Genomic DNA, 22,347 nt, shown 5'->3' with positions numbered 1-22,347 from the left:
TTCCCTGATTTATTCTTTCGTGCGCAAGTTAGCGCCGCGCTCAGTTTTCGGCGTAGCTGCGCTCCAGCAGTTGTTGGGCCCGTTGCAGGTCGAGAGGACCGAGAAGGCACAGTTCAACGTCGCCCGTCCCCCAATGGCCCACCTGGCTGACATCGCGGCTGAAGCCTTCTTCGAATGCGACTGTACCCGGGTCGAGCTTGAGTGTGATAAGCAAACGGTTTGGGTAGGCGATGACGCAAGCGAAGTTCTTCAGCCGACGAAAGGCTGTATACAGCTTGAGGCCCTTCTGCTGCACATCATCACCCAGCGACAGCAGCAGCGAGGTGGTCTGCTCGTAGAGCGCGCGAATCTCCGGTGTGGCCAGCGCCAAATTTTCAGTCAGCGACCTGTCTTTTCCGGCTGGCTTAGACGTTTCGTGCTCGGTGGAAGATGAAGAAGTCGGCGCCGGTTTCACGGCAGTAGCATCTGGCACGCTCTGCGCGTTGACCAGTTCCAACAGCAGGAGGTCGTCCCCGAACAGTTTGTAACGGATGAGTTCGATGTTACGTGGAATCTGCTGTACCGCGTACTGGTCATAACGAGTGAAGTCCGATGCGATACACAGTAGTCGCGTACCCGCCCATTCAATTTGCTGTGCGGTCTCCTTACCGAACTTTTCCATTACGAGCCACCGGAACTCAGCCTGGTGGTCCAGCAGCCAGTCCAGGTAGAACAAGCCCTGGTTGATGACGTTTTCGGTGCTGTGGCGTTTGTACTCGACGATGACCGGACAGCCGTTTTCGTCCAGGCCCAGCGAGTCGATGCGGCCCCGGTGCGTCTTGCCGGTAGCGTATTCGCTGGCGAGGAAGCGTACGCCGAGGAAAGCTTCCATCTGGCCCTCGATAAGGGCTTGCAGGGTCTTTTCAAGCGGCGCAGCTTGGCTGGCGAGTTCAGTGACGGCACTGGTTCCATGCAGACGGAAGAGTTGGATGTCGCTCATGCGGCGATGGCCTCCGGGGTTTTGACTGTGGGCGGTGACGTGGCGCTGCGCAGGTCGATTTGACCGGTAACGGCAGCAGCGATGAGAGCCGAGCGACGTTCTTTTAGAAGTGTGATTGTTCGTGCCGACTCGGCATCGAGTTTGTCTAGCCTTGACGTTTCCGCATCAAGAAACTTGCTAATTTCTTCTTGTTCTCCGACAGGAGGATGAGTCAGCGCATAGTTCCTGATAGTGCTTACATTGACGTGCGGCGAAGTTGCGCCGACTGTGTCCACCTGTCCCTGCCGATATGTGCTTTCGGCGTTCAGCTGCCACATTAGGAAGCGAGGGTTTATCCCGGCAGCTGCACGAAACTGCATCATTCTTTGACCTAAACAGAACCTTTCGCTTGCCGGAACTTGAGCGGCGAACCCCCATCTTTCACCCTCGCGACCGTACACGATGTCGTTTTGCTCTAACGACATGCGTCGTATACGCAGCAAGAATTCCGGCTGAGCGATAGAGTACATCTGGTCCAAATGCAGTCTCCCCTCACTGACGTCGGCAGTGCGAATCACGCGGTAGGAACCGGCCTCATCGTACACCGGAGTTTCATGTGGGCAATCAACGATGGCATCAGTAGCATACTTCAGACGTGTAATACTCCAATGCGCTGGCACCTCCCCTAGCCAGGCCACACCGGATTCCTTCATTGATGAGTTCGGGTTAAGGCCGCGGGTGACGGCGTGAGAGATGGCGGCTTGGCGCTTCTCGGCCAGCAGCGCGATGAGCTTTTCCTGCTCGGCAATCAGCGCGTCGATTTTGGCGGTTTCTCGGTCAAGGAAGTTAGCGATGGCAATTTGTTCAACTACGGGAGGAAAAGGAGTTGGAACCTCCGCAACCTTCTCAGCAGTGAAGTGAGCAATCGTTGACTTGTTACATAAAACATCTATGTATCCTTTGGATTTGATAGTCGCCATCCAGTAAAACAAATATTTTGTTGAGTCGAGTGCCTTTGCGCGAATTCGGTTCACTGAATTCTGTATATAGCACTCGTGCATCTCGTTGCTCCACACAGCAGAACGCCCAACATCGCCACCCTCGCTAACAAGCAAATCACCCGCCTGCAGGCGCAAGTTTTCAACATCCCGTGGAGAAAACCACATGAATTTGACGTCAGAGATGTCTACGCCGTCCCATCGAATATTCGCAGCGCGCAGATACGGCTTCAATGAGTCCTCAGCTCCAGACGAATCGTTCTGTAACATCTTGCCCAAGCAGACTTCATAGCGACGCTTAAGTGGGCCAATCTTCCAATGAGATGGAACGGGGCCAAGCCAATCCACACCGCTGCTTTTGTACTCTGGATATTTCGACCGACTCACTCCGCCAACTCCTCAAGCATTTTCATGATGTTGGCCGACACCGCCTTCAGTTCTTCGTCGATGGCATGCAAGCTACGCGGTGGCTCGAACACATAGAAGTGCCGATTAAACGGAATTTCGTATCCCACCTTGCTCTTCTCTGCATCAATCCAGGCATCAGGCGCATGAGGCAGCACCTCGCGCTCGAAGTGAGCCTGGATGTCCTCGGTCAGCGGCACGTTCTCCGTATCGCGCAACGCGCTGTCCGGCTGAAGCTTGCCCTTCTGCTTGCCCTTCACACCTAGCACCGGGTTGCCAGCATCGTCGCGCAATGGCCGTTCGACGGTGATAGTGGTATAGCCGAACTCCTCGTTCCTGAAGATGCGCGAGATGGGCACGCGCTTGAGCTTGCCTCCATCGGGAGCCGCAGGAAGGTTGTCGGTGCCGGTGACGAGCTGCGGCCGACCCAACGCGGCACCGGCGGCATCGAACACGGTAACGAGCTCGGCCTCGATAAAGTCGCCGAACAAGCGCGTGACCGTGGCGATATGTTCATCGCTCATCTCCTTGCGCTTGCTGCCCAGACTCTTGCGCATCTTTTGCCAGAAGCCGCTGGCGTCGATGAGCTGCACAAAGCCTTTGCGGTCAGCCGGCTTCTTATTCGACAGAATCCAGACATAGGTAGCGATGCCAGTGTTGTAGAACATATCGGTCGGCAGGCCGACGATGGCCTCCACCAAGTCATTCTCCAGCACATAGCGGCGGATTTCGCTCTCGCCGCTGCCGGCACCGCCCGTAAACAAGGGCGAACCGTTAAGAACGATTCCGAAGCGGCTGCCGCCCTCACCGTTGACGACTGGCGCCATCTTCGAGAGTAGGTGCATTAGGAACAGCATAGAACCGTCGGAGACGCGCGGCAGGCCGGGGCCAAAGCGGCCATCGAACCCCTTCTGCTCATGCTCCTGCCGCACTGCCTTTTCGACCTTCTTCCATTCCACGCCGAAAGGCGGATTGGACAGCATGTAGTCGAACTTACGCCCGCCGTGGCCATCGTCGGACAACGTATTGCCGGCGACAATGTTCTCCACCGGCTGGCCCTTGATGAGCATGTCGCCTTTGCAAATGGCGTAAGACTCGTCGTTGAGCTCCTGGCCAAACATGGTCAGGCGCGCTTGCGGGTTGTGCTCCAGCAGATATTCACCGGCAATCGATAGCATGCCGCCGGTGCCTGCAGTGGGGTCGTAGATGGTGCGTACCACGGCGCTGCCCGGCGTCAGCACATCGTCATCCTCGATGAACAGCAGATTCACCATTAAGCGAATGACTTCGCGCGGGGTGAAGTGCTCACCGGCGGTTTCGTTCGAGATTTCGGCGAATTTTCGAATCAGTTCCTCGAACACGAGCCCCATCTTCGCGTTGTCCACTACTTCAGGGTGAAGGTCGATGTTGGCGAACTTCTCGGTGACGAGGTACAGCAGGTTGGCCTTGGCCAGGCGCTCGACTTGCGTGTAGAAGTCGAAGCGTTCGAAAATGTCACGCGCTGCTGGGGAGAAGGCCTGGACGTAGGCATATAGGTTCTGGCGGATATGGTCTTGGTCGCCCAGCAGCTTAACCAAGTCCAGTGGCGAAGTGTTGTAGAAGCTTTGATTGCCCGATGCGCGCCGCAGGAATGGGTCAGGATTCAGCCCTGCTTTGGTTTTGGCTTCGAACTCGGCCAGCACGGCTGGCTTAGTGGCTTCAAGCACGCAGTCCAACCGGCGCAGCACGGTGAATGGGAGAATGACGCGGCCGTACTCTGACTGTTTATAGTCGCCGCGCAAAAGGTCAGCAACCGACCAGATAAAAGACGACAAAGCTTGATGATTCATTGGTAAGTAAAACCCGTAAATTTCTGTATTTCAGCAAGCAATCACTTTACCATTCCCGCACAGCAGCACCCAAGTCGAGGAAGTCCGGAGACCTGTCCGCGCCACACATCCACACGCTCAAGCAACACCCTCAGCCGTACATCGCGGGCAAGACGAAGTCGCGCAGTCACCGGCCTCAAGCCGGTGACGCAGGGGTGCCCCACCACGCCCCGCGTGGTGGGGGGCAAGGGCGTCCAGCCCGCTGCCCAGCATATCGTACCCGGCCCCAGCCGGGTCGATAGGCTGCTTGGGGGGGCCGCGAATCGCTGAACGCCCCAGCGTTCAGAAGCCCGCCAACGGGCTGGCAGATTTGTGGGGGGCATGGCCCCGGCGCCCCGGGCAGCGCGCGGGCATCGTAGTCGAGTCAAGCAAAGCGCAGACCGCAGGCGCCAGCCGGAGTCGGCAACGCGTCCAGCGGGGCAGAGTGAGTACGATGCCCGCGCGCAGCGTGGGGCGCCCGCCGTTGGGAGCACGGGCTTCGTTCAGAAGCCCGAACCGCCGGCCAGACGTCCAGTCTGGCGTAAAGGCGGTGGTGCTCCTGCCGCGCGAGCGGCTTCGCCTCCCCTGTTCGCTCCCCGGCGAACAGGCAATCGAACAGCGTTCGGGCGCTATACGGGTTATCGACATCACGGAGAGATAACCCTATGAAAGTGAAGGACGGACGGGCAATCGCCCACGACAACGAAGTGCGCGTGTTGCGCGCCCTGCACCGCTTCGGCTGGCTGCGCACGCGCGACCTGGCCGCACTGGTGTGGAAACGGTGGCAAGCGCGCCCTCTCAGCGAACCGGATTTCCGGCCACCGGCAGCGTCGGCTTCCGGGCTGAGGATGGCGCAGCGGACTATGTGCCGGCTATTCAAGGCGCGCCAGGTGCTTCGCGGTCAGGCGCCGAATGGCAGCGTGATTTATGCGCTTGCCGAGGCCGGAGCCCGACGCTTGCAGCGCCTGGGCGTGCCGGCAAAGTCCGGCAAGGACCTGGTGCGTAGCTTCAGCAGCGCGCAGTTCCGGCACCGGTGCATTGCGAACGAAATCGCCATCGGCGCCATCATCGCTGGTCTGCGGGTTTCTACAGAGCGCGAGATTGCGCAAAACCGCTGGCTTGGTGGTGCCGCCGGTATCGCCGGCAAGAAGCCAGACGTATTGCTGCACGATGGCGGACAAGTCTGGCTCGTGGAGGTGGAGAAGAGCCGGAAAAATGCGAAGGACTATGCGCAACTGCTGCGGTGGCTGGCGCAGGTGGGCATCGACGCACTGCGCCCCTCAGGTCCTACGCTACTAGACAAGGGCCTACACTGGGCAAAGGTCGTATTCGTCTGCACGCCAGCATTCCATGCAAGGCTCTGCCGCGACCTTGCAGCTGCGGGTTGGAAAAAAAATGTAATTGACAGCGTCATCATGTTCAAGCCGTCGCTATACTCTTTTGAGGACATAGTATTTTCATCTTGAGGTATGGGAGCGGCTTGGGTCGGTACCGCTCCGACAGCTTGATTCTCGTCCCGGCACAAATCTCGCCGGGCGCCCCGCCGGACGCGTCACCGACCCCGGCGGGGTTTTTCGTTTAAGGACTATATTCGACGCGCGCCACACCCCTGGCTAGAGGCCAGGCGCTGTTATCTGATATGGCTTTTGTCTCACGCGATGGTGTCGGGGACTAGCAGGCCGCTCTTCATGCGCCGATAGTATGTCGCCCGACTGATGCCTTGTGCGGCCCAAGGTTCACCCTCGGCGGTGCGAGTCGCCGGCCGGCCGCCACGCTTGCCGCGCACGGACTGGATGGCAGAGAATTTTTCATCACTGAACTGCCGCCAGGTCCACCTCGCCACACTTCTCGACACGGCCTTTACTTCCGAAAATAGCAGTGGCGGCGTGAAGACGTTGAGCTTTTCCGCCTGCCCAAGAACGGCGCGCTGCCAATGCTCGGGCCTGGCGGCATTGCGCTTGTATTCCCTTACCCACTGGTACGACCAGGCGCGCAGCTCATCGAACAACATGCAATTGCGGCCCAGCCCGAGCATTTCACGCGGCGCGCGGCGCTTGAGCAACTCCACGTATTCGGCCAGTTCCCCCAGCTCATAAAGCCGTTGGACCCACAGCGTGCGCCAGGCCTCGTGGAACGGATTTTTCGCGATGAGACCTGCGTAGCCAGGGTCTGCACCCAGCTTCGCAAGGAACGCTTGCTGCACTGCTGCGGCATAGCGAATCGGAGCGTCGCGCGCTGCATCGCTCATGGCAACAGGCGTCACAAGGCCGTAAAACAGATGGGCATGGGCATTCGCCGGATTGATGACGGTCAGCGTTGGCGGTGGCAGATTGGCCTTTTCCCACGCGTATGCGGCACCTCGATAGTCGAGGTCAAAAATCAGCCACGCCACTTCGAGCGGTGCGTTGGGCTGGAGATGTCTGAACTGCAACGCAGTGGCGATTGGGCGAACGACAAGTCCGCAAGTGAGGTCATTGGCACAGTATGGCCGGCGTGGAAGCCGGGCTTGAAAAATAGTGGAGGTATCCATCGGGGCTTGCGCCCCGGCGGTGCGTTACTTCAAAAATGTCCTTGTACTGCGAAATCCCCAATGGTTGTCCTCATGCGCATGCCGGGGCTTTTCTATCAGGTGGTTAATAGGCGCGCGCCGCCGACTGTCCGCGTGTTTGAACGCGGGGACGGCAGTTGCGCGAGTTGGAATCGACCGCCCGGTCCGCGCTTGAGCCAGCAGCGGGGTCGGGGAGGCAGGTAGTTGGTCTTGGCAAAATCAAGCGCGATGTAGTGCGCACGTTCGACGTCAGAAATCGCGTGATGGTTGGCCATCTTCTCGTCCATGCGTGACAGGTTCAGCTGCCAGCGGGCGCCATCGACCAGGGCGCTTGAGCCGCGCGCGGCATGCTGCGAACCGGCATCAGCAGCGGATGCCCGGTTGGCATGGTGAATGCCCATCACCGCTGCGCCCGTGGCCTTCGCGAGGCTTTCCATGGCGACGACGAAGGCCGTCATCTCGGAGCTGTTGTTCTCGTCACCGCCATGCATACGACGGAGCGGGTCGACGATGATGAGCCGCGCCCCGTCGCCCAGCGCGCGCAGTTCTTCATAGAGAAGAGTCGGGCGGTCATCAGCAACCAATGTGCAGGACTCGCCAGCCATCGGCAGCAACACGAGGTTGTCATAGAGGGCTGCAAAGCCCTGCTCGTCCAGCGAGAGCAGGCAGCGAATACGCTCGGCAAGCAGGCGGTCGGATTCCTCGCCCGCCAGGAAGACCACCTTGCCCGGCAAGGAGGATGGGAACAGTCCACCAGCGACTGGACGGCCAAGAGCCAGGGAAGTGGCGATGTCGAGGGCGAGCTGCGATTTGCCAGTTGCCCCCGGCGCCACGAGCAAGCCGAACGTTCCAGGCAGCAGGCCAGGCAACACGAAGTCGAGTGGTGGCAAGGGGGCGGTCAGTGCCCACGCCAGGTCCAGGGGCTTCAGCAGCATGGCGCTTCCCCTGCCCTATACTTGGCTTGAAGCATAGTGCTCATTCGCCGCCCTCCAGCCGTGCCAGCTTGCGTTCGGTACTAGCGCGCAGGCTACCCGCAACGGAATACGACTGCTTACTACACGTCTTGACTGCAACAGCGGGCGCATCTGGGCTTTGCGCCTCGGCAGCAGGTTCGAGCAGTCGCTTGGACAGCCAGCCGTAGAAGGCGTCCGGATGCCAGAAGACGCGGTTCCCAAGCTTGGCGGGCGCAGGCAGAATTCCTTCGTTAATCCAGTTCTCGACCGAACGGATGGAAATGTCCAGCAGGTCAGCGACGGCCTGTTTCGACAGTGGCGTAAAGGGTATGTGGTGAAGTGTCATGAAGGACCTCCGTAGTTCAGGTCCTTCGTATAGGCAAACAGAAGCGGAAATCAGGCGCTTTTCGCGCAGGTAACCGAAATATTTTTGTAACGCAATGTTGCAGGCTAGTTTGACGCGGAAAGCCAGTGGCAAATCAGTGGCAAACAGGGCTGGATTGCCACTGCACGCAGCTTCGCGCAACAGAGCGAAGACAAGCGCAAGTCATTGTTTTATAATGAACTGAACTAACCCGCGAACATCGTTTCAAGCACGAAAAGCCCGTTCGGGACGTAGAGGCCGGAGGTTCGAATCCTCTCACCCCGACCACAGAATTCAACGAAGACAGCAGCCGATGGCTGCTGTTTTTGTTTGTGCTTCCTGCACGTCTCCCCTGCACTTCCTCGAATATAAAAAAGCCCCGCAAGCCGTAAAGCCTGCGGGGCTTTTTTCTTTAACCCTAACGGCTTAGAACTCATAAGCGCCGATGTCGTGGGCGCCGCCGCGCGGACGGGCGACACCGGCGAAGTCGAGCGCCGGGGCCGAGGTCGCGCTGCCCTTGTTGACGGCCGGCGAGGTGCTCTTCAGGCGATAGTCGCCGGTGCCGTTGGCCTGGTAGTTCACGAACTGCGGTTCAGCCGCGACGGTGGCGCTGACGGTGCCCTTCACCAGCCAGGCGCGGCCGGTATTGAACACCAGGTTGTTGGCGTAGCGGTTGTTCTTGCCGACCGTGCCCATCTCCGTGATGCCGTAGGCGTTGCGGTAGACGATGTTGTTGGCCACATAGTTGTTGCTGGTGCCGGCCGAGGTCGCGCCGCTGTCGCCGTGGCCGATCACGATACCCATCTTGTTGCCGAAGATGGTGTTGTTGACGTAGATGTTCGACGTCGCGCCGTGCCAGCTGTTGATGCCCACCGAAGCCACGCCCGAGATGATGTTGTTCGAGACGATGTTGTTCTGGTTGGTCAGGTAGATGCCCTGCACGGTGTTGCAGCTTTGCGCCGCGACCCATTGCGCGCCGATGTTGCGCACGACGTTCGAATCGATCACCGCGCCGCCGCCCGGACCCCAGGCGTCGATGGCCGCGCCGCCGCCGCCGTTGCAGCCGCCGCTGACCTTCAGGTCGTGGACGAAATTGTTGACGATGCGTTCCTTGCCGCCCTCGGCCAGGATGCCGATGCGGCCGCTGCCGGTGATGTCGAAACCTTCGATGTCGACATAGGCGCCTTTCGAGTTCCAGCCCATGCCGGTGCCCGAGAAGACGATCTTCGCACCCCACTTCACGTCGGACACGAACTTGATGCGGGCGGTGGCGGTGCCGCTCTTGACGGTACGGATGCCGGCGCTGCCGGTCGACGGCGCGGCGACGTTATAGGTGCCCGGCGCCACGTGGATCACGTAGCCGGCTTTCGCCAGCGCGTCGGCGCGGGCGATGGTTTTCACGGGCTTGGCTTGCGTGCCCGGGTTCGAGTCGGAGCCGGTCGGGGACACGTACAGGTGGCCGGTGACGGTGGTGGCGGTAGGCAGCACGGCGGCGGCGGCGACGGTCGGCGCGCTGCTGGCGGCCGGGGAATCGAAGGCTGGCTCGACGAGCGTCTTGGCGGTCTGGGCCGAGGCAGCGCCGGCAAAGGCGAGCATGATGCTGGCGGCCAGGACGTGGTGGATACGAGCGGTTGCAACAGAAGCGAATGTCATCAAAACTTACCCTTGCTAAATAGCGTGAAAGAGTAAGCTTTGAGGGGTGGAAACTTCCTTAGTTCAACAGTTTTGAGGAAAAATTTCCGCGCATTATCAATGCGTACATACAATTTCTATAGAGCACCGCCGCTTACGATGCGGCGGTGCCCCAGACGATCAAGCCTCGCGCTTGTCGTCATCCCTCAGCTCGAACCACATCGCGTTCAGCACCGCGAAGGCGGCCGCCAGCGGCAGGCCGAGGATCCAGGCGAAATACCACATGATCAGACTCCTTAAATTTCAGTAATTAGTAAGCGTGGCCCTTGCCGTCGCGGATGCCGGCCGCGTCCACCTTGCCCCACAGGACCTTGTAGACCCAGCTGGTGTAGCCGATGATGAGCGGCAGGAAGATGCAGGTGCCGACCAGCATGATGAACAGCGTCAGGTGGCTCGAGGACGAATCCCATACCGTCAGGCTGGCCGCGGCCTGGATCGAGGACGGCAGGATGAAGGGGAACATCGAGGCGCCCACGCTGAGGATGATGCCGGCGATCGACAGGCTGCTGAACAGCATGGTCAAGCCTTCCCAGCGGCGCGCCAGGCCCAGTAGGGCCAGCAAGGCACCAAGAAAGCCCAGGACCGGGGCGGCCAGGGTCCACGGATGGGCCGCATAGTTGGCGAACCAGGCGCCGCCCTCCCCAGCCACGGTCTTGAACAGCGGATTCGAGGCGCCCGTGGTGACGATCTCGCTGGTGATGCGGTAGCCGTCCACGAAAGCCCACAGGGCCCAGCCGGCCAGCGCGTACAGCAGCACCACGGCCACCGCCGCACGCATGCCCCAGTTGCGGGCGCGCCGGGCCACCGCGCCTTCGGTCTTCAGCGCCAGCCAGCTGGCGCCATGCATCACCAGCATCGCCACCGACACCAGGCCGCACAGCAGCGCGAACGGGTTGAGCAGGCCAAAGAAGCCGCCGTCGTAGAAGATCTGCATGTCCGGCTCGAGGCGGAACGGCACGCCCTGCAGCACGTTGCCCATGGCGACGCCGAAGATCAGCGCGGGCACGAAGCCGCCCACGAACAGGGCCCAGTCCCAGGTCGCGCGCCAGCGCGGGTCGTCGCGCTTGCTGCGGTACTTGAAGCCGACCGGGCGCAGGATCAGCGCCAGCAGCACGGCGAACATCGCCAGGTAGAAGCCCGAGAACGAGACCGCGTACAGCTGCGGCCAGGCGGCGAAGATGGCGCCGCCGCCCAGCACCAGCCAGACCTGGTTGCCTTCCCAGACCGGGCCGACGGAATTGATGACGACCCGGCGTTCGAGGTCGGTCTTGGCGACGAAGGGCAGCAAGGTGCCGGTGCCGAGGTCGAAGCCGTCGGTAACGGCAAAGGCGACCAGCAGCACGCCCAGCAGCACCCACCAGATGACGCGCAATACGTCGTAGTCGAGCAGCGTATGAAGAATCATGGTTGTTTACTCCGCAGTATCAATATGAAGGCGTGAGGTTGGCGTTGTGCGGGGCGGCGAGCGGCTTGGCTGCGCCGTGGCCGGCATGGTCGTCGGGTTCGGGGCCCTTGCGGATGGCTTTGAGCATCAGCTTCATCTCGACCACGATCAGGATGGTGTACAGCACGACGAAGCCGAGCAGCGTGCCGAGCACGGTCGAGATGCCGAGGTTCGACACTGCCACGGCGGTGGGCAGCACGCCTTCGATGGCCCAGGGCTGGCGGCCCAGTTCGGCCACGATCCAGCCGGCTTCGGCGGCGATCCAGGGCAGCGGCAGCGACCACACGGCGAGCTTCAACAGCCACGGGTAGGCGTCCAGCTGGCGGCGCGCCGACAGCACGAAGAACACGGCGGTAAAGGCGATGAAGTAGATGCCCAGGCCGACCATCACGCGGAAGGACCAGAACAGCGGCGCGACCTGCGGCACGGTGTCGCCGGCGGCCTGCGCGATCTGCGCGTCGGTCGCCTGGCGCGGATCGTCGACGTAGCGCTTCAGCAGCAGCGCGTAACCCAACTGCTGGCCGTTCGCCTCGAACGTCGCCTGCAGTTCGGCCGGGACCGCGCCCTTGCCGCCCAGGGCACGGATCTGTTCGAGGGCGTCATAGGCCACGATGCCCTGGCGCACACGCAGCTCGGCCAGGTTCACCAGCTCGTGGATGCCGGGGATCTCGGTATCCAGCGAGCGGGTGCCGATCAGGCCCATGACCCAGGGGATGTGGATCGCGTAGTGGGTCTCGCGCGCGGCCTGGTCGGGGAAGCCGAAGGCGGTAAAGGCGGCCGGCGCCGGCTCGGTATGCCACATGGCTTCGATCGCGGCCAGCTTCATCTTCTGGTGTTCGGTCGACAGGTAGCCGCTCTCGTCGCCCAGCACCACCACCGACAGCGAGGCGGCCAGGCCGAAGGAAGCCGCCACCGTCATCGAACGCTTGGCCAGGTCGGCGTGGCGCCCTTTGAGCAGGAACCAGGCCGAGATGCCGAGCACGAAGAAGGCGGCGATCACATAGCCGGCCGACACCGTGTGCACGAACTTGGCCTGGGCCACCGGATTGGTCAGCACGGCGAAGAAGTCGGTCACTTCCATGCGCATGGTCTGCGGATTGAGGGCGGCGCCGACCGGGTTCTGCATCCAGCCGTTGGCGATCAGGATCCACAGCGCCGAGAAGTTGGTGCCGATGGCGGTCAGCCAGGTCACGACCAGGTGGGCGCGCTTGGACAGCTTGTCCCAGCCGAAGAAGAACAGGCCCACAAAAGTAGCTTCCAGGAAGAAGGCCATCAGGCCCTCGAGGGCCAGCGGAGCGCCGAAGACGTCGCCGACGTAGTGGCTGTAGTAGCTCCAGTTCATCCCGAACTGGAATTCCATCACCAGGCCGGTCGAGACGCCGATCGCGAAGTTAATGCCGAACAGGACGCCCCAGAACTTGGTCATCTGGCGCCAGATCGGACGGTCGGTCATCACGTAGACCGTCTCCATGATGGCGACCAGCATCGACAGCCCCAGGGTCAGGGGAACGAATAAAAAGTGGTACAGCGCCGTGAGGGCGAACTGTAGCCGGGAGAGCCCGACGACATCGAGATCCATGGTGAGATCCTTTCTTTTTTTGTTGAGATTACGGTGGGGTTCAGTGTTGGCGCAGTGTCGACAGCGCCTTGTAGTAATCGGGGGTGCCGCGCCGCAGGTCGGCCACGATGCGCCCCTGCGCCATCACCAGCAGGCGCTCGGCCAGCTCGGCTTCGCGGCGCAGGTGGGTGGCGACCAGGACCGTGCGTCCCTGGGCATGGCGCGCCAGGCGCGCCAGCACGTCGGCGGCGGTGGCGCCGTCCAGGCCTTCGGTGGGCTCGTCGAGCAGCCAGACATCGGTATCGCGCAGCAGCAGCCGGGCCAGCGCCAGGCGCCGCGACTGCCCGCCCGACAGGCCCAGGCCGCCCTCGCCCAGCGCGGCGTCCAGGCCTTGCGCCAGCGCGCGCACGTCGTCGGCCAGGCCGGCGGCCCGCAGGACGTCCCACAGGCGCTCGTCGTTCGCCAGCGGATTCGCCAGGCGCAGGTTGTCGCGCAGGCTGTCCTGGAACAGTTCGGTGCGCTGGGTCAGCCAGGTGCAGGGAAGCGCGCTGACTTGGCCCGTCGCCGGCGCCAGTTCGCCGGCGGCCAGCGCCAGCAGGGTCGACTTGCCGGCGCCGCTGGCGCCGATCACGGCGACCCGCTCGCCGGCCGCGATGCGCAGGTCGATGTCGCGCAGCGCGGCTTGGTGGCGGCCGGCGTGGACGACATTGGCGCCGCCGATGCGCAGCGCTTCGCCGTCCAGGACAGGCTGCGGCGCAGGCACGGCCGCGGCGTCCTCGCGCAGGCGCGGCGCCAGCCGGCGCGCCGCCAGCCAGCTGCGGGCCGACTCGATGGCGCCGCGGCGCAGCGCCGCGAACGGCTCCAGCGCCGCCAGCGCGGTCAAGAGGGCCAGCGCCGCGGCCGGCGCATCCAGCCTGCCCTGCTGGGCCAGCAGACCCGCGGCCAGCAGCACCAGCGCCACCGTCAGGTGACCGGCCATGGCGTGGGTCGCGGCCGCCCCCGTTTCCAGGCGGTGCAGGGCGTCGTCGCCGCGCGCCAGGCGGGCATCCAGTTGCTCGAGGGTGGCGCACTGGGCCGGCAGGCGGCCGGCCAGGGCCAGGTCGGTCTGGCCGCCGACCAGGTCGATCGCCTGGGCGCGCAGGCGCTCCAGGGTCTGCACCCGGCGCAGCGCGAGCGGACGGGCACGGCGCGCGGTCCAGGCCGCGACGCCCCAGCCGCAGGCCAGCAGCCAGGCGAACACGCCAAGGCCCAGGCGCCAGTCGAGGGCGCCCAGCAGCAGGCCGGCCAGCAGCGCCGCGCCGCAGGTCGCCGCCAGCGGCACCAGCAGGCGCAGGTAGACCGACTCCAGTGCGTCGATGTCGCTCGTCAGGCGGAACAGCAGGCGGCTCGGGCGGCGCAGCAGCGCACGCGCGGCCTGCGGTTCGGCCCAGCCGCGAAACAGCCGGGTGCGCAGGCTGGCCAGCACGCCCAGCGTGGCGTCGTGGGTGACCAGGCGCTCGGCGTAGCGGCCGAAGGTGCGGCCCAGGGCCAGCAGGCGGATGCCGGCGCTCGGCACGAAGACGTTGAAGGCCAGCGCCGCCGTCGCCGACAGGCCGGCCAGACCGGTGGCGGTAATGAACCAGCCCGAGGTGCCGAGCAGCCCGATGCCGGCCAGGACGGTGAGCGTGGCCAGCGCCGCGCCCAGCAGCAGGCGGCGTCCGTCGCTGCGCAGGAACAGGCGCAGCACGGTGGCGATGTCGTTACGGTGTTTCATGCGGCCTCCTTGTGCAGCGCGCCCTGGTTGACATGCACGACGCGGCCGATGCGCGCCGCGAGCAGCGGGTCGTGGGTGGCGACGATCAGCGTGCGGCCGCGCGCCAGTTCGAGCAGGGCGTCGATGACGCCGGCCGCGGTCTCGCGGTCCAGGTGGGCCGTCGGCTCGTCGGCCAGCAGCAGGTTGGCGTGCGGGGCGACCGCGGCGCGCGCCAGCGCCAGGCGCACCAGTTCGCCGCCAGACAAGCCGAGGCCGCCCTCGCCCAGGCTTTCGCCGGGTGCGGCATGCTCGACGCCGGCCAGCCCGGCGCGCCGGATCGCGGCGGTGACGGCGAGCGGGGTCACGCCCGGGCGCGCCAGGGCGACGTTGCGGCGCACGGTACCCGCGAACACGTGCGGCTTCTGGCCGATCCAGGCCATGCGGCTGCGCAGCGCCGCGGCGCCGGCGTCGTCCAGGTCGATGCCGCCGACGCGGATGCTGCCGGCCTGGGCCTGCGCCAGGCCGGCGACCAGCGCCAGCAAGGTCGTCTTGCCGCTGCCGCTGGCCCCCACCAGGGCCAGGTGCTCGCCCGGCGCCACGCGCAGCGCGAAATCCTCGAACAGCGGCGCCGCGCCGGGATGGGCGAACGACAGGCCCGCGATCTCGACGCCGGGCGTGCCGGCGTCCAGCGGCGCCACGCTCGCATCGAGCGCACCCGGCAGGGCCGGCGCTGCACCCTGCAGGCGTTCGAGCGCTTCCAGCGCGGCCTCGCCGGCGGCCTTGTCGTGCCAGGCCGCGGCCAGGTCGCGCAGCGGCTCGAAGAAGGCCGGCGCCAGCAGCAGGATGAACATGCCTTCGCCGAGACTGAGGCGAACACCCCAGCTGCCGCCGTCGATCTGGCCGAGCAGGTGGAAGCCGACATAGACCGCGACCAGCGCGACCGCCAGCGCCGAGAACAGCTCCAGCGCGGTCGAGGAAAGGAAGGCGATGCGCAGCACGCGCATGGTGCCGGCGCGCAGGGCCTGGGCGGTGTCGTGCAGGCGGCGCGCGGTGGCGTCGACCGCCCCCAGCGCGCGCAGGGTCGACAGGCCGCGCAGGCGGTCGAGCAGGAAGCCGTTCATGCCGCCGACCAGCTGCAGCTGGGCCTCGCTGGCCGCCTTGGCGCGCCAGCCGATGACGGCCATGAACAAGGGGATCAGGGGCGCGGCCAGCACCAGGATCAGCGCGGCGGCCCAGGAGAAAGTACCGACGACAAGGGCGATTGCCGGCGGCACCAGCATCACGCGCCAGCGCGCGCCCTGGTAACGCACCAGCCAGGGCAGCACGGCTTCGGCCTGCTCGGCCAGGATGCTGGCGGCCTGGCCCGATGCCGGGCGCGTGCGGTCCAGCGGCGAACGGCGCGCCAGCGCCTGGGCGGCATCCGCGCGCAGGCCGCTCAACCAGGCGCGCGCCGCGGCGAACACCCGGCGCGCGCCCCAGGCCTCGGCGCCGGCGCGCACCAGGCCCAGCAGCAGGAAGCCGAGGGCGGGAACGGTGACGGCATCCAGGCCGGCGCCGTCGGCGAGGCGCTGCACCGCCAGCGCCAGCAGCGCGGCCTGGCCGATCCACAACAGGGCGGCGGCGCTTTGCACCAGCGCGCCGCTTTGGGTGCCGATGCGGGTACCGGCGTGCTGCGGCGTACGGACGTGCGCGTCCGCGCCATGGCGTCTACTCGAGAGCATGGTCCTTCTCCAATCAGTTCGGGGGTGGCGGGCCGGGTAAGACATCGGCCCGCATTGCTGCGCGACTTACGCCGGGCGGGGCGGTGCGCGGCTGGCGTGGGACGGCCAGACAGCCTTGGCCGGGGGCGGGATCAGGATGGGTGGAAGCGGGCCCGGGCGCGGATCGGCGTCGATCCACATTCGGTGCACGGCTGCGGCCGCGATGGCGAGGATATCGGCCTGCGGGACGCAGTCCGGGCGGCCGCCGGCGGCTTCGCGCTTGCGCGCCTCGCCGGCCCGCGGCATGTCGAGCCTGAGCTGGGTGACGCCGGCCGATGGACAGGCATCGATCCAGGTGCGGCCGGGCGCGGAGTGCGCGGCCGGGGCCAGCGATGGCAGCAGCAGGCCCCACAGGATCGCGAAGGTGGCGATCCAGAAAACAGCATGACGGGCGCGGTGCGAATCCATTCTTCTCAGCTCTGCAGTGAAACCGGACGGAGTCGCCTCTGCCCGCGCAGGATGCTTTCACAGCCTGCAAAAAATTCTGAATTTTCAGAAAACAGTGAAATTATGCAGTACAAGTGCTGGACTGTCACGAGAAGGCCAGTAAGCTGCTCAGGTATTACCCGGACAGACAGTAAGGGCTTCGATTGGCCACGTGTGCACCGTGAGATAATCGAATTTTCCAAACTTTCGAAAAGTTCTCTACCGTGACTCCGCTCGTTCACACCTTTGTCAGCCATTTCGGCGAAATGGGCAGCCGCTGGGGCATCAACCGCACGGTGGGTCAGATCTATGCCCTGCTCTTCGTCACCGAGCAGCAGCTGAACGCCGACGACATCGGCGAGAAGCTGGGCATCTCGCGGTCGAACGTCAGCATCGGGCTGAAGGAACTGCAGTCCTGGGGCCTGGTGCGCCTGCACCGTGTGCCCGGCGACCGCCGCGAATACTTCACTTCGCTGGGCGACGTGTGGGAAATCTTCCGCGTGGTGGCGGCCGAGCGGCGCCGGCGCGAAGTGGCCCCGACCCTGTCGGTGCTGCGCGAATCCCTGATGGCGAATGCGAAGACACCGGAAGATGTGTTCGCGCAACAACGCATGCGCGACATGCACGAGCTGGTCGACCTGGCCAACAACTGGTTCGACGACCTGCAGCGCCTGTCGCCGGAGTCGCTGGCGCAACTAATGAAGATGGGTACCAAGGTCCAGCGTTTGCTGGCGGCGAAGGATCGTTTGTTCGGCGGGGCCAATCCGAAGGAAGAGGAGTAGGTTCGTTCTACACGGCCGAACGGGATCTTTTTGGCCGTGATAACACGCATCGGTGAAGCGTGATGACAGCCCTGAATCATTCGCAGAATGAATCGCCGGTATCACAAACCGAAAGTTTATTTATAGCTCCAAGGTATTTATACTGCACTGCAACATCACACAGTATTTACGGAGCTAACATGAGTGCAGCAACGATCACCCAGGCGCAGGACAAGGGACTGCGCCACCAATCCGGCCTGTTCGCCACCATCCGCCAGTTCTGCGAACAGCTCTACGTCGCCCACGGCGGCTGGCTCTTCGGCGCACGCAAGGACGCCGCCCAGCAAGCCAGGGTTGCCCGTAACGAACTGCTGTCGCTGGCAGCGCAATCGGAATCGTTCTCGCCGAACCTGGCGGCCGAACTGCGTCACCTGGCCAACCGCGGCTAAGCAGTTTACGGCTTGCGGCCCGGTCGCAGCCTTGCATCGGTACCAGACCGCGTGGGGACAAGTCCCCACCCTACGGAAACCCGCTCTTGTAGGGTGGGGACTTGTCCCCACGCTGTCGTCCTTTACGGACCACCAAAGCTCACTGCAGAAACACCCTCTGCACATCGCTATTCCCCCGCCACCGCCGCCAGCAAGCTGCCGATCTCCGGCAAGCACGACCCGCAATTGCTCCCCGCCTTCAGACAGCCGCTCACCTCGGCAGCCGTCTGCAGCCCCCGCTCCCGGATCGCCGCACAAATCGTATTGCGCCCCACGCCAAAGCAGGCGCACACGGTCGGCCCGGGATCGACACCCTGCCTCGGCGCACGCCCCGCCAGCAGGATCGCACGCTGCGCCGGCGTCACGGCCTCCGCAGCGAACAGGCCGCCCAGCCAGTCGCGCGGCGGCAGCGCGCCGCGCCGTCCCACCAGCACGCAGGCCTGCAGGCGGCCATCGGCCAGCCACGCCGCGCGGTAGGCGCCGGCGCCCCGGTCCTGGTATTCGGTCCAGTCGTCCTCTTCCCGCGCACCCAGCAGCGCCCGCGCCCACTGTCCGTCCACCCTGCCCCTTCCGCCCAGCTCGTACCGAACGAAACCCTCGCCCTGCACCCGCGTCCAGTAGGCGGCCGCATCCAGCGTCAAGTCCGTGCGGCTCAGGACGAAGGCATGCCATTCGACGACGAAGGGCGACACCCGCACCGGCGTATGCTTGAACTCCGGCTCGCCCGAGACCGGATCGACCACCGGATTGACCAGCGCGCCGACGCGCGCGTCGGAAGCGGTCTGCCCGCTCCAGTGGATCGGCACGAAGGCGTCGCCGCGCGCGATGCCGCCGCTGTGCACGACGCGTCCGACCATCTCGCCCCAGGCGCTGGTCACCCGCGCCAGCTCGCCTTCGCGCACCCCGCACAGCAGCGCATCGTGCGGATGCAGGTCGACGAAGGGTTCGGGCACGTGGCCGGCCAGGCGCGGCGACTTGCCGGTGCGCGTCATGGTATGCCACTGGTCGCGCACGCGCCCCGTGTTCAGCGCCAGCGGATACGCGCCATCGGGCGCATGCATGGGTGCGCGCGGCGGGGTTGCGACGAAACGCGCGCGCCCGTCCGGCCAGGCAAAGCGGCCGTCGCCGAACAGGCGCCGCGTGCCGGCCGGCGCCGCGTCCGTCACCGGCCACTGCAGCGGCTCGAGATCGTCATAACCCTGCGCGCCGAGACTGGCCAGGCTCGATACGTCGAACAGCCGTGCCGTCCCGCCTTCGTTGCGCCAGCTAGAGAGGCGCGCGTGCTCCTCGAAAATCTCGTGCGCCGATGCATAGTCGAAGCCCGTGAAACCCATGCGCCGCGCCACCTCGCAGACGATGCGCCAGTCCGCGCGCGCTTCGCCCGGCGCGGGCAGGAAGGCGCGCTGGCGCGAGATGCAGCGCTCCGAGTTCGTGACCGTGCCGTCCTTCTCGCCCCAGCCCAGGGCCGGCAGCAGCACGTCGGCGTGCAGGTTGGTGTCGGTCGCGCCGACGATATCGCTGGCGATCACCAGCTCGCACCTGTCCAGCGCGCGCCGCACCTGCTCGGCGTCGGGCAGGCTGACCAGGGGGTTGGTCGCCATGATCCAGACCGCCTTGACCTTGCCCTCCTCCACCGCGCGGAACAGGTCGACCGCCTTCAGCCCGGGCTTGGCGGCCATGCGCGGCGCGTCCCAGAAGTCGCGCAGCGCGGCCCGGTGTTCGGCATTGCCCAGCTCCAGGTGGGCGGCCAGCATGTTGGCCAGCGCGCCGACTTCGCGGCCGCCCATGGCGTTCGGCTGGCCGGTCAGCGAGAACGGTCCCATGCCGGCCCGGCCGATGCGGCCGGTGAGCAGGTGGCAGTTAATGATGCTGTTGACCTTGTCGGTGCCGCTCGAGGACTGGTTCACGCCCTGGGAATAGGCGGTGACGACCTTGCGCGTGGCGGCGAAGCCTTCGTAGAAGGCCAGCAGCGCCTGAACGTCGACGCGGCAGGCGCGCGCCACGCTGGCCGGATCGGCGCAGTCGACGTCGGCGGCAGCCAGCGCCGCCTCCAGGCCCGCGGTATGGGCGGCGACGAAATCCGCATCCGCGGCGCCGTGGCGCGCCAGGTAGCACAGCAGCCCGTTGAACAGCCAGACGTCGGTGCCGGACTTCACCGGCAGGTGCAGGTCGGCCAGCTCGCAGGTGGCCGTGCGGCGCGGATCGATCACGACGACCTGCAGCGCCGGGCGCGCCTCCTTGGCGCGCAGGATGCGCTGGAACAGCGTCGGGTGGCACCAGGCGGCGTTCGAGCCGACCAGCACCACCATGTCGGCCAGCTCGAAGTCCTCGTAGCAGCCGGGCACGATGTCCTCGCCGAACGCCCTCTTGTGCCCCGCCACGCTCGACGCCATGCACAGGCGCGAATTGGTGTCGATGTTGGCGCTGCCGATATAGCCCTTCATCAGCTTGTTGGCGACGTAGTAGTCCTCGGTCAGCAACTGGCCCGAGACGTAGAGCGCCACCGCCTCCGGTCCGTGCTCGGCGACAATGGCCGCCAGGCCACCGGCGACGCGGTCGAGCGCCTCGTCCCAGCTGGCCCGGCGCAGCTGTCCGTTCTCGCGTACCTGCGGATGCAGCAGGCGGCCGTCCAGTCCCAAGGTCTCGCCGAGTGCCGCGCCCTTGACGCACAGGCGGCCGTGGTTGGCGGCGTGCTGCTTGTCGCCGGCGATGATGGGAATCGAGCCGGGGCGGATGGTCGCGCTGACGCCGCAGCCGACGCCGCAGTAGGGGCAGGTGGTGCGCACGGTGGCTGTGGGCAGTGCCATGTCCATGGTGATTCCTTTCAGGCGGCCTGTTCGCAGAGCGCGCGGCCGAACAGCAGGTGGTCGCGGATCGCCGAGATGTCGGCGCCGCGCTGGATCAGGTCGAAGTACCAGGGGCCGTCGCCAATGTCGCCGTAGAGTACCGCCCCGGTCACGCGCTGGCCGTCGAGCACCAGCCGCTTGTACACGCCGCGGCTGGCGTCGCGCAGCACCAGTTCCTCGCTGTCCGTTCCGCCGGCGATGTCGCCGGCCGAGTACAGGTCGGTTCCGGATACCTTGAGTCGGGTGGCGGTGGCGGCCTGCACATAACGCCGGTGTCCGCTGCCCGCCAGGTGGGCCGCACACACGCGCGCCTGTTCCCACACCGGCGCGACCAGTCCGAAGGTGGCGCGCCGGTGCTGCACGCATTCGCCGACGGCGTAGATGCGCGGGTCGTAGGTCTGCAGGGTGTCGTCGACCACGATGGCGCGCTCGACATGCAGCCCCGCTGCGCGCGCCAGCGCCACGTTCGGGCGCACGCCGGCCGCTATCACGACCAGGTCGGCCGGCAGTTCGCGGCCGTCCTCGAGGCGCACCGCGCCCACCCTGCCCTCGCCCGCGCTGCCCTCATCCACGATCTCACGCGTGGCCGCGCCGAGCAGGATGCGCAGGCCGGCGCGCTCGAAGGATTCCTTCAGCAGGCGCCCGGCTTCGGGATCGAGCTGCTGGTTCATCAGGCTGGCGGCCAGGTGCACGACGGTGACATCCATTCCGCGCCGCCTGAGCGCATGCGCCGCCTCCAGCCCCAGCAGGCCGCCGCCGATCACCACCGCGCCGCCGCCGCGGTGCGCCGCCGCCAGCATGGTGTCGACGTCGTGCAGGTCGCGAAAGCCGACCACGCCGTCCAGGTCGCTGCCCGGCACCGGCAGGATGAAGGGCGTCGAGCCGGTGGCCAGCAGCAGGCGGTCGTAGGCCGCCTGGCGGCCGGAGCGCGCCGTCACGATGCGCCTGCCGCGGTCGATCGCCACCACCGGGTCGCCCGCGTGCAGCTCGATGCCGTGCTGCTCGTACCAGGCGCGGGTGTGGATCATGATCTCGTCCACGCCCTTGTCGCCGGCCAGCAGCGGCGAGAGCAGCACCCGGTTGTAGTTCCCGTACGGCTCGGCGCCGAACACGGTGATCCGGTACAGGTCCGGCGCCAGTTTCAGGAGTTCCTCGACCGTGCGCATGCCGGCCATGCCGTTGCCGACCACGACCAGGCGCGGTTTCGTCGAGACGTCCGTCATCGTGCCACCCAGACCCTGCCATCCTGCAGGCGCACCGGATAGCTCGCCACCGAATGCGCCGGCGCTTCCAGGCATTCGCCGGTGTGCAGGTCGAAGTGGTGCTTGTAGATGGGCGAGGCGACGACCACGCGCTCGCCCAGGCTGCCGACCAGGCCGCGCGCCAGCACGGCCGCGCCGGCGTTCGGATCGACATTATCGATCGCAAACAGGCGCTCGGCGCCGACGCGGAACACGGCCACCTGGCGCCCGCCCAGCAAGGCGCACACGCCGGTATCGGGCAGGATGTCGTCCAGCGCGCAGACCGCGCTCCAGTTCTGCAGTGCGATATCGCGATGCATGGTCCT

At 65.4% G+C, this 22,347-nt stretch carries 19 protein-coding genes; 3 read left to right on the top strand and 16 right to left on the bottom strand.

Annotation, left to right across the window (positions count from 1 at the left end):
• Nucleotides 1-40: 40 nt before the first annotated feature.
• The 3 genes from ACFOPH_RS23875 to ACFOPH_RS23865 all read right to left on the bottom strand — a co-directional run bounded on the left by ACFOPH_RS23875 (nt 41) and on the right by ACFOPH_RS23865 (nt 4,190).
• Entirely contained in the window at nt 41-979 is a 939-nt protein-coding gene (locus tag ACFOPH_RS23875; protein WP_312551033.1) for a DUF5655 domain-containing protein, read from the bottom strand.
• On the bottom strand, nt 976-2,226 hold the full coding sequence (locus ACFOPH_RS23870; protein ID WP_312551052.1) for a restriction endonuclease subunit S: 1,251 nt from the start codon (nt 2,224-2,226) through the stop codon (nt 976-978). Before ACFOPH_RS23870 ends, ACFOPH_RS23875 begins: the two co-directional genes overlap by 4 nt.
• 113 nt (nt 2,227-2,339) lie before the next feature.
• Nucleotides 2,340-4,190, bottom strand: a complete 1,851-nt coding sequence (locus tag ACFOPH_RS23865) for a type I restriction-modification system subunit M (RefSeq protein ID WP_312551031.1) — start codon at nt 4,188-4,190, stop codon at nt 2,340-2,342.
• A 683-nt stretch (nt 4,191-4,873) separates the two neighbouring features.
• Between ACFOPH_RS23865 and ACFOPH_RS23860 the strand changes: the two genes are divergently transcribed.
• On the top strand, nt 4,874-5,674 hold the full coding sequence (locus ACFOPH_RS23860) for a hypothetical protein (protein ID WP_312551029.1): 801 nt from the start codon (nt 4,874-4,876) through the stop codon (nt 5,672-5,674).
• A 185-nt stretch (nt 5,675-5,859) separates the two neighbouring features.
• Here ACFOPH_RS23860 and ACFOPH_RS23855 read toward each other — a convergent pair whose 3' ends face one another.
• The 10 genes from ACFOPH_RS23855 to ACFOPH_RS23810 form a co-directional block, all read right to left on the bottom strand.
• Nucleotides 5,860-6,738 (bottom strand): replication initiation protein, encoded by an 879-nt coding sequence (locus ACFOPH_RS23855; RefSeq protein WP_312551027.1) that lies wholly within the window; start codon nt 6,736-6,738, stop codon nt 5,860-5,862.
• Nucleotides 6,739-6,833: 95 nt separating this feature from the next.
• On the bottom strand, nt 6,834-7,691 hold the full coding sequence (locus ACFOPH_RS23850) for a helicase RepA family protein (RefSeq protein WP_312551026.1): 858 nt from the start codon (nt 7,689-7,691) through the stop codon (nt 6,834-6,836).
• Nucleotides 7,692-7,731: 40 nt separating this feature from the next.
• A complete protein-coding gene (locus tag ACFOPH_RS23845; protein ID WP_312551025.1) occupies nt 7,732-8,055 on the bottom strand; it encodes a helix-turn-helix transcriptional regulator in 324 nt (107 codons plus the stop codon).
• A gap of 444 nt (nt 8,056-8,499) precedes the next feature.
• Nucleotides 8,500-9,726, bottom strand: a complete 1,227-nt coding sequence (locus tag ACFOPH_RS23840; RefSeq protein ID WP_379737605.1) for a choice-of-anchor Q domain-containing protein — start codon at nt 9,724-9,726, stop codon at nt 8,500-8,502.
• A 159-nt stretch (nt 9,727-9,885) separates the two neighbouring features.
• Entirely contained in the window at nt 9,886-9,990 is a 105-nt protein-coding gene (gene cydX, locus ACFOPH_RS23835) for a cytochrome bd-I oxidase subunit CydX (RefSeq protein WP_312554118.1), read from the bottom strand.
• A 25-nt stretch (nt 9,991-10,015) separates the two neighbouring features.
• Complete coding sequence (cydB, locus tag ACFOPH_RS23830) at nt 10,016-11,170, bottom strand: cytochrome d ubiquinol oxidase subunit II (protein WP_312554116.1); 1,155 nt, start codon at nt 11,168-11,170, stop codon at nt 10,016-10,018.
• Nucleotides 11,171-11,189: 19 nt separating this feature from the next.
• Nucleotides 11,190-12,788, bottom strand: a complete 1,599-nt coding sequence (locus tag ACFOPH_RS23825) for a cytochrome ubiquinol oxidase subunit I (protein WP_312554113.1) — start codon at nt 12,786-12,788, stop codon at nt 11,190-11,192.
• A gap of 40 nt (nt 12,789-12,828) precedes the next feature.
• Nucleotides 12,829-14,520: an amino acid ABC transporter ATP-binding/permease protein gene (locus ACFOPH_RS23820; RefSeq protein WP_379737602.1), complete on the bottom strand. Its 1,692-nt coding sequence runs from the start codon at nt 14,518-14,520 to the stop codon at nt 12,829-12,831.
• Entirely contained in the window at nt 14,517-16,220 is a 1,704-nt protein-coding gene (cydD, locus tag ACFOPH_RS23815) for a thiol reductant ABC exporter subunit CydD (RefSeq protein WP_379737600.1), read from the bottom strand. Before cydD ends, ACFOPH_RS23820 begins: the two co-directional genes overlap by 4 nt.
• Nucleotides 16,221-16,286: 66 nt before the next feature.
• Nucleotides 16,287-16,667, bottom strand: a complete 381-nt coding sequence (locus ACFOPH_RS23810; protein WP_312554311.1) for a hypothetical protein — start codon at nt 16,665-16,667, stop codon at nt 16,287-16,289.
• A 242-nt stretch (nt 16,668-16,909) separates the two neighbouring features.
• Here ACFOPH_RS23810 and ACFOPH_RS23805 point away from each other — a divergent pair, with 242 nt between their 5' ends.
• Complete coding sequence (locus tag ACFOPH_RS23805) at nt 16,910-17,467, top strand: GbsR/MarR family transcriptional regulator (protein ID WP_312554314.1); 558 nt, start codon at nt 16,910-16,912, stop codon at nt 17,465-17,467.
• A gap of 179 nt (nt 17,468-17,646) precedes the next feature.
• Complete coding sequence (locus ACFOPH_RS23800) at nt 17,647-17,895, top strand: hypothetical protein (RefSeq protein ID WP_312554316.1); 249 nt, start codon at nt 17,647-17,649, stop codon at nt 17,893-17,895.
• Nucleotides 17,896-18,062: 167 nt separating this feature from the next.
• Here the strand turns inward: ACFOPH_RS23800 and ACFOPH_RS23795 are convergent, their stop codons facing one another.
• From ACFOPH_RS23795 to nirD, 3 genes are read right to left on the bottom strand one after another with little or no spacing between them, the layout of a single operon-like run.
• Nucleotides 18,063-20,741, bottom strand: a complete 2,679-nt coding sequence (locus ACFOPH_RS23795) for a molybdopterin-dependent oxidoreductase (protein ID WP_379737597.1) — start codon at nt 20,739-20,741, stop codon at nt 18,063-18,065.
• A 17-nt stretch (nt 20,742-20,758) separates the two neighbouring features.
• Entirely contained in the window at nt 20,759-22,003 is a 1,245-nt protein-coding gene (locus ACFOPH_RS23790; RefSeq protein WP_379737595.1) for an NAD(P)/FAD-dependent oxidoreductase, read from the bottom strand.
• Nucleotides 22,000-22,341, bottom strand: coding sequence for a nitrite reductase small subunit NirD (nirD, locus tag ACFOPH_RS23785; RefSeq protein ID WP_312550402.1), 342 nt, complete (start codon nt 22,339-22,341; stop codon nt 22,000-22,002). Before nirD ends, ACFOPH_RS23790 begins: the two co-directional genes overlap by 4 nt.
• Nucleotides 22,342-22,347 lie beyond the last annotated feature (6 nt).

It is taken from the genome of Massilia haematophila (genome assembly GCF_042647645.1).
Classification (GTDB): domain Bacteria; phylum Pseudomonadota; class Gammaproteobacteria; order Burkholderiales; family Burkholderiaceae_D; genus Telluria; species Telluria haematophila.
Note: the sequence above shows the minus strand (reverse complement) of the source record. Positions and strands in the feature narration are given on the sequence as shown.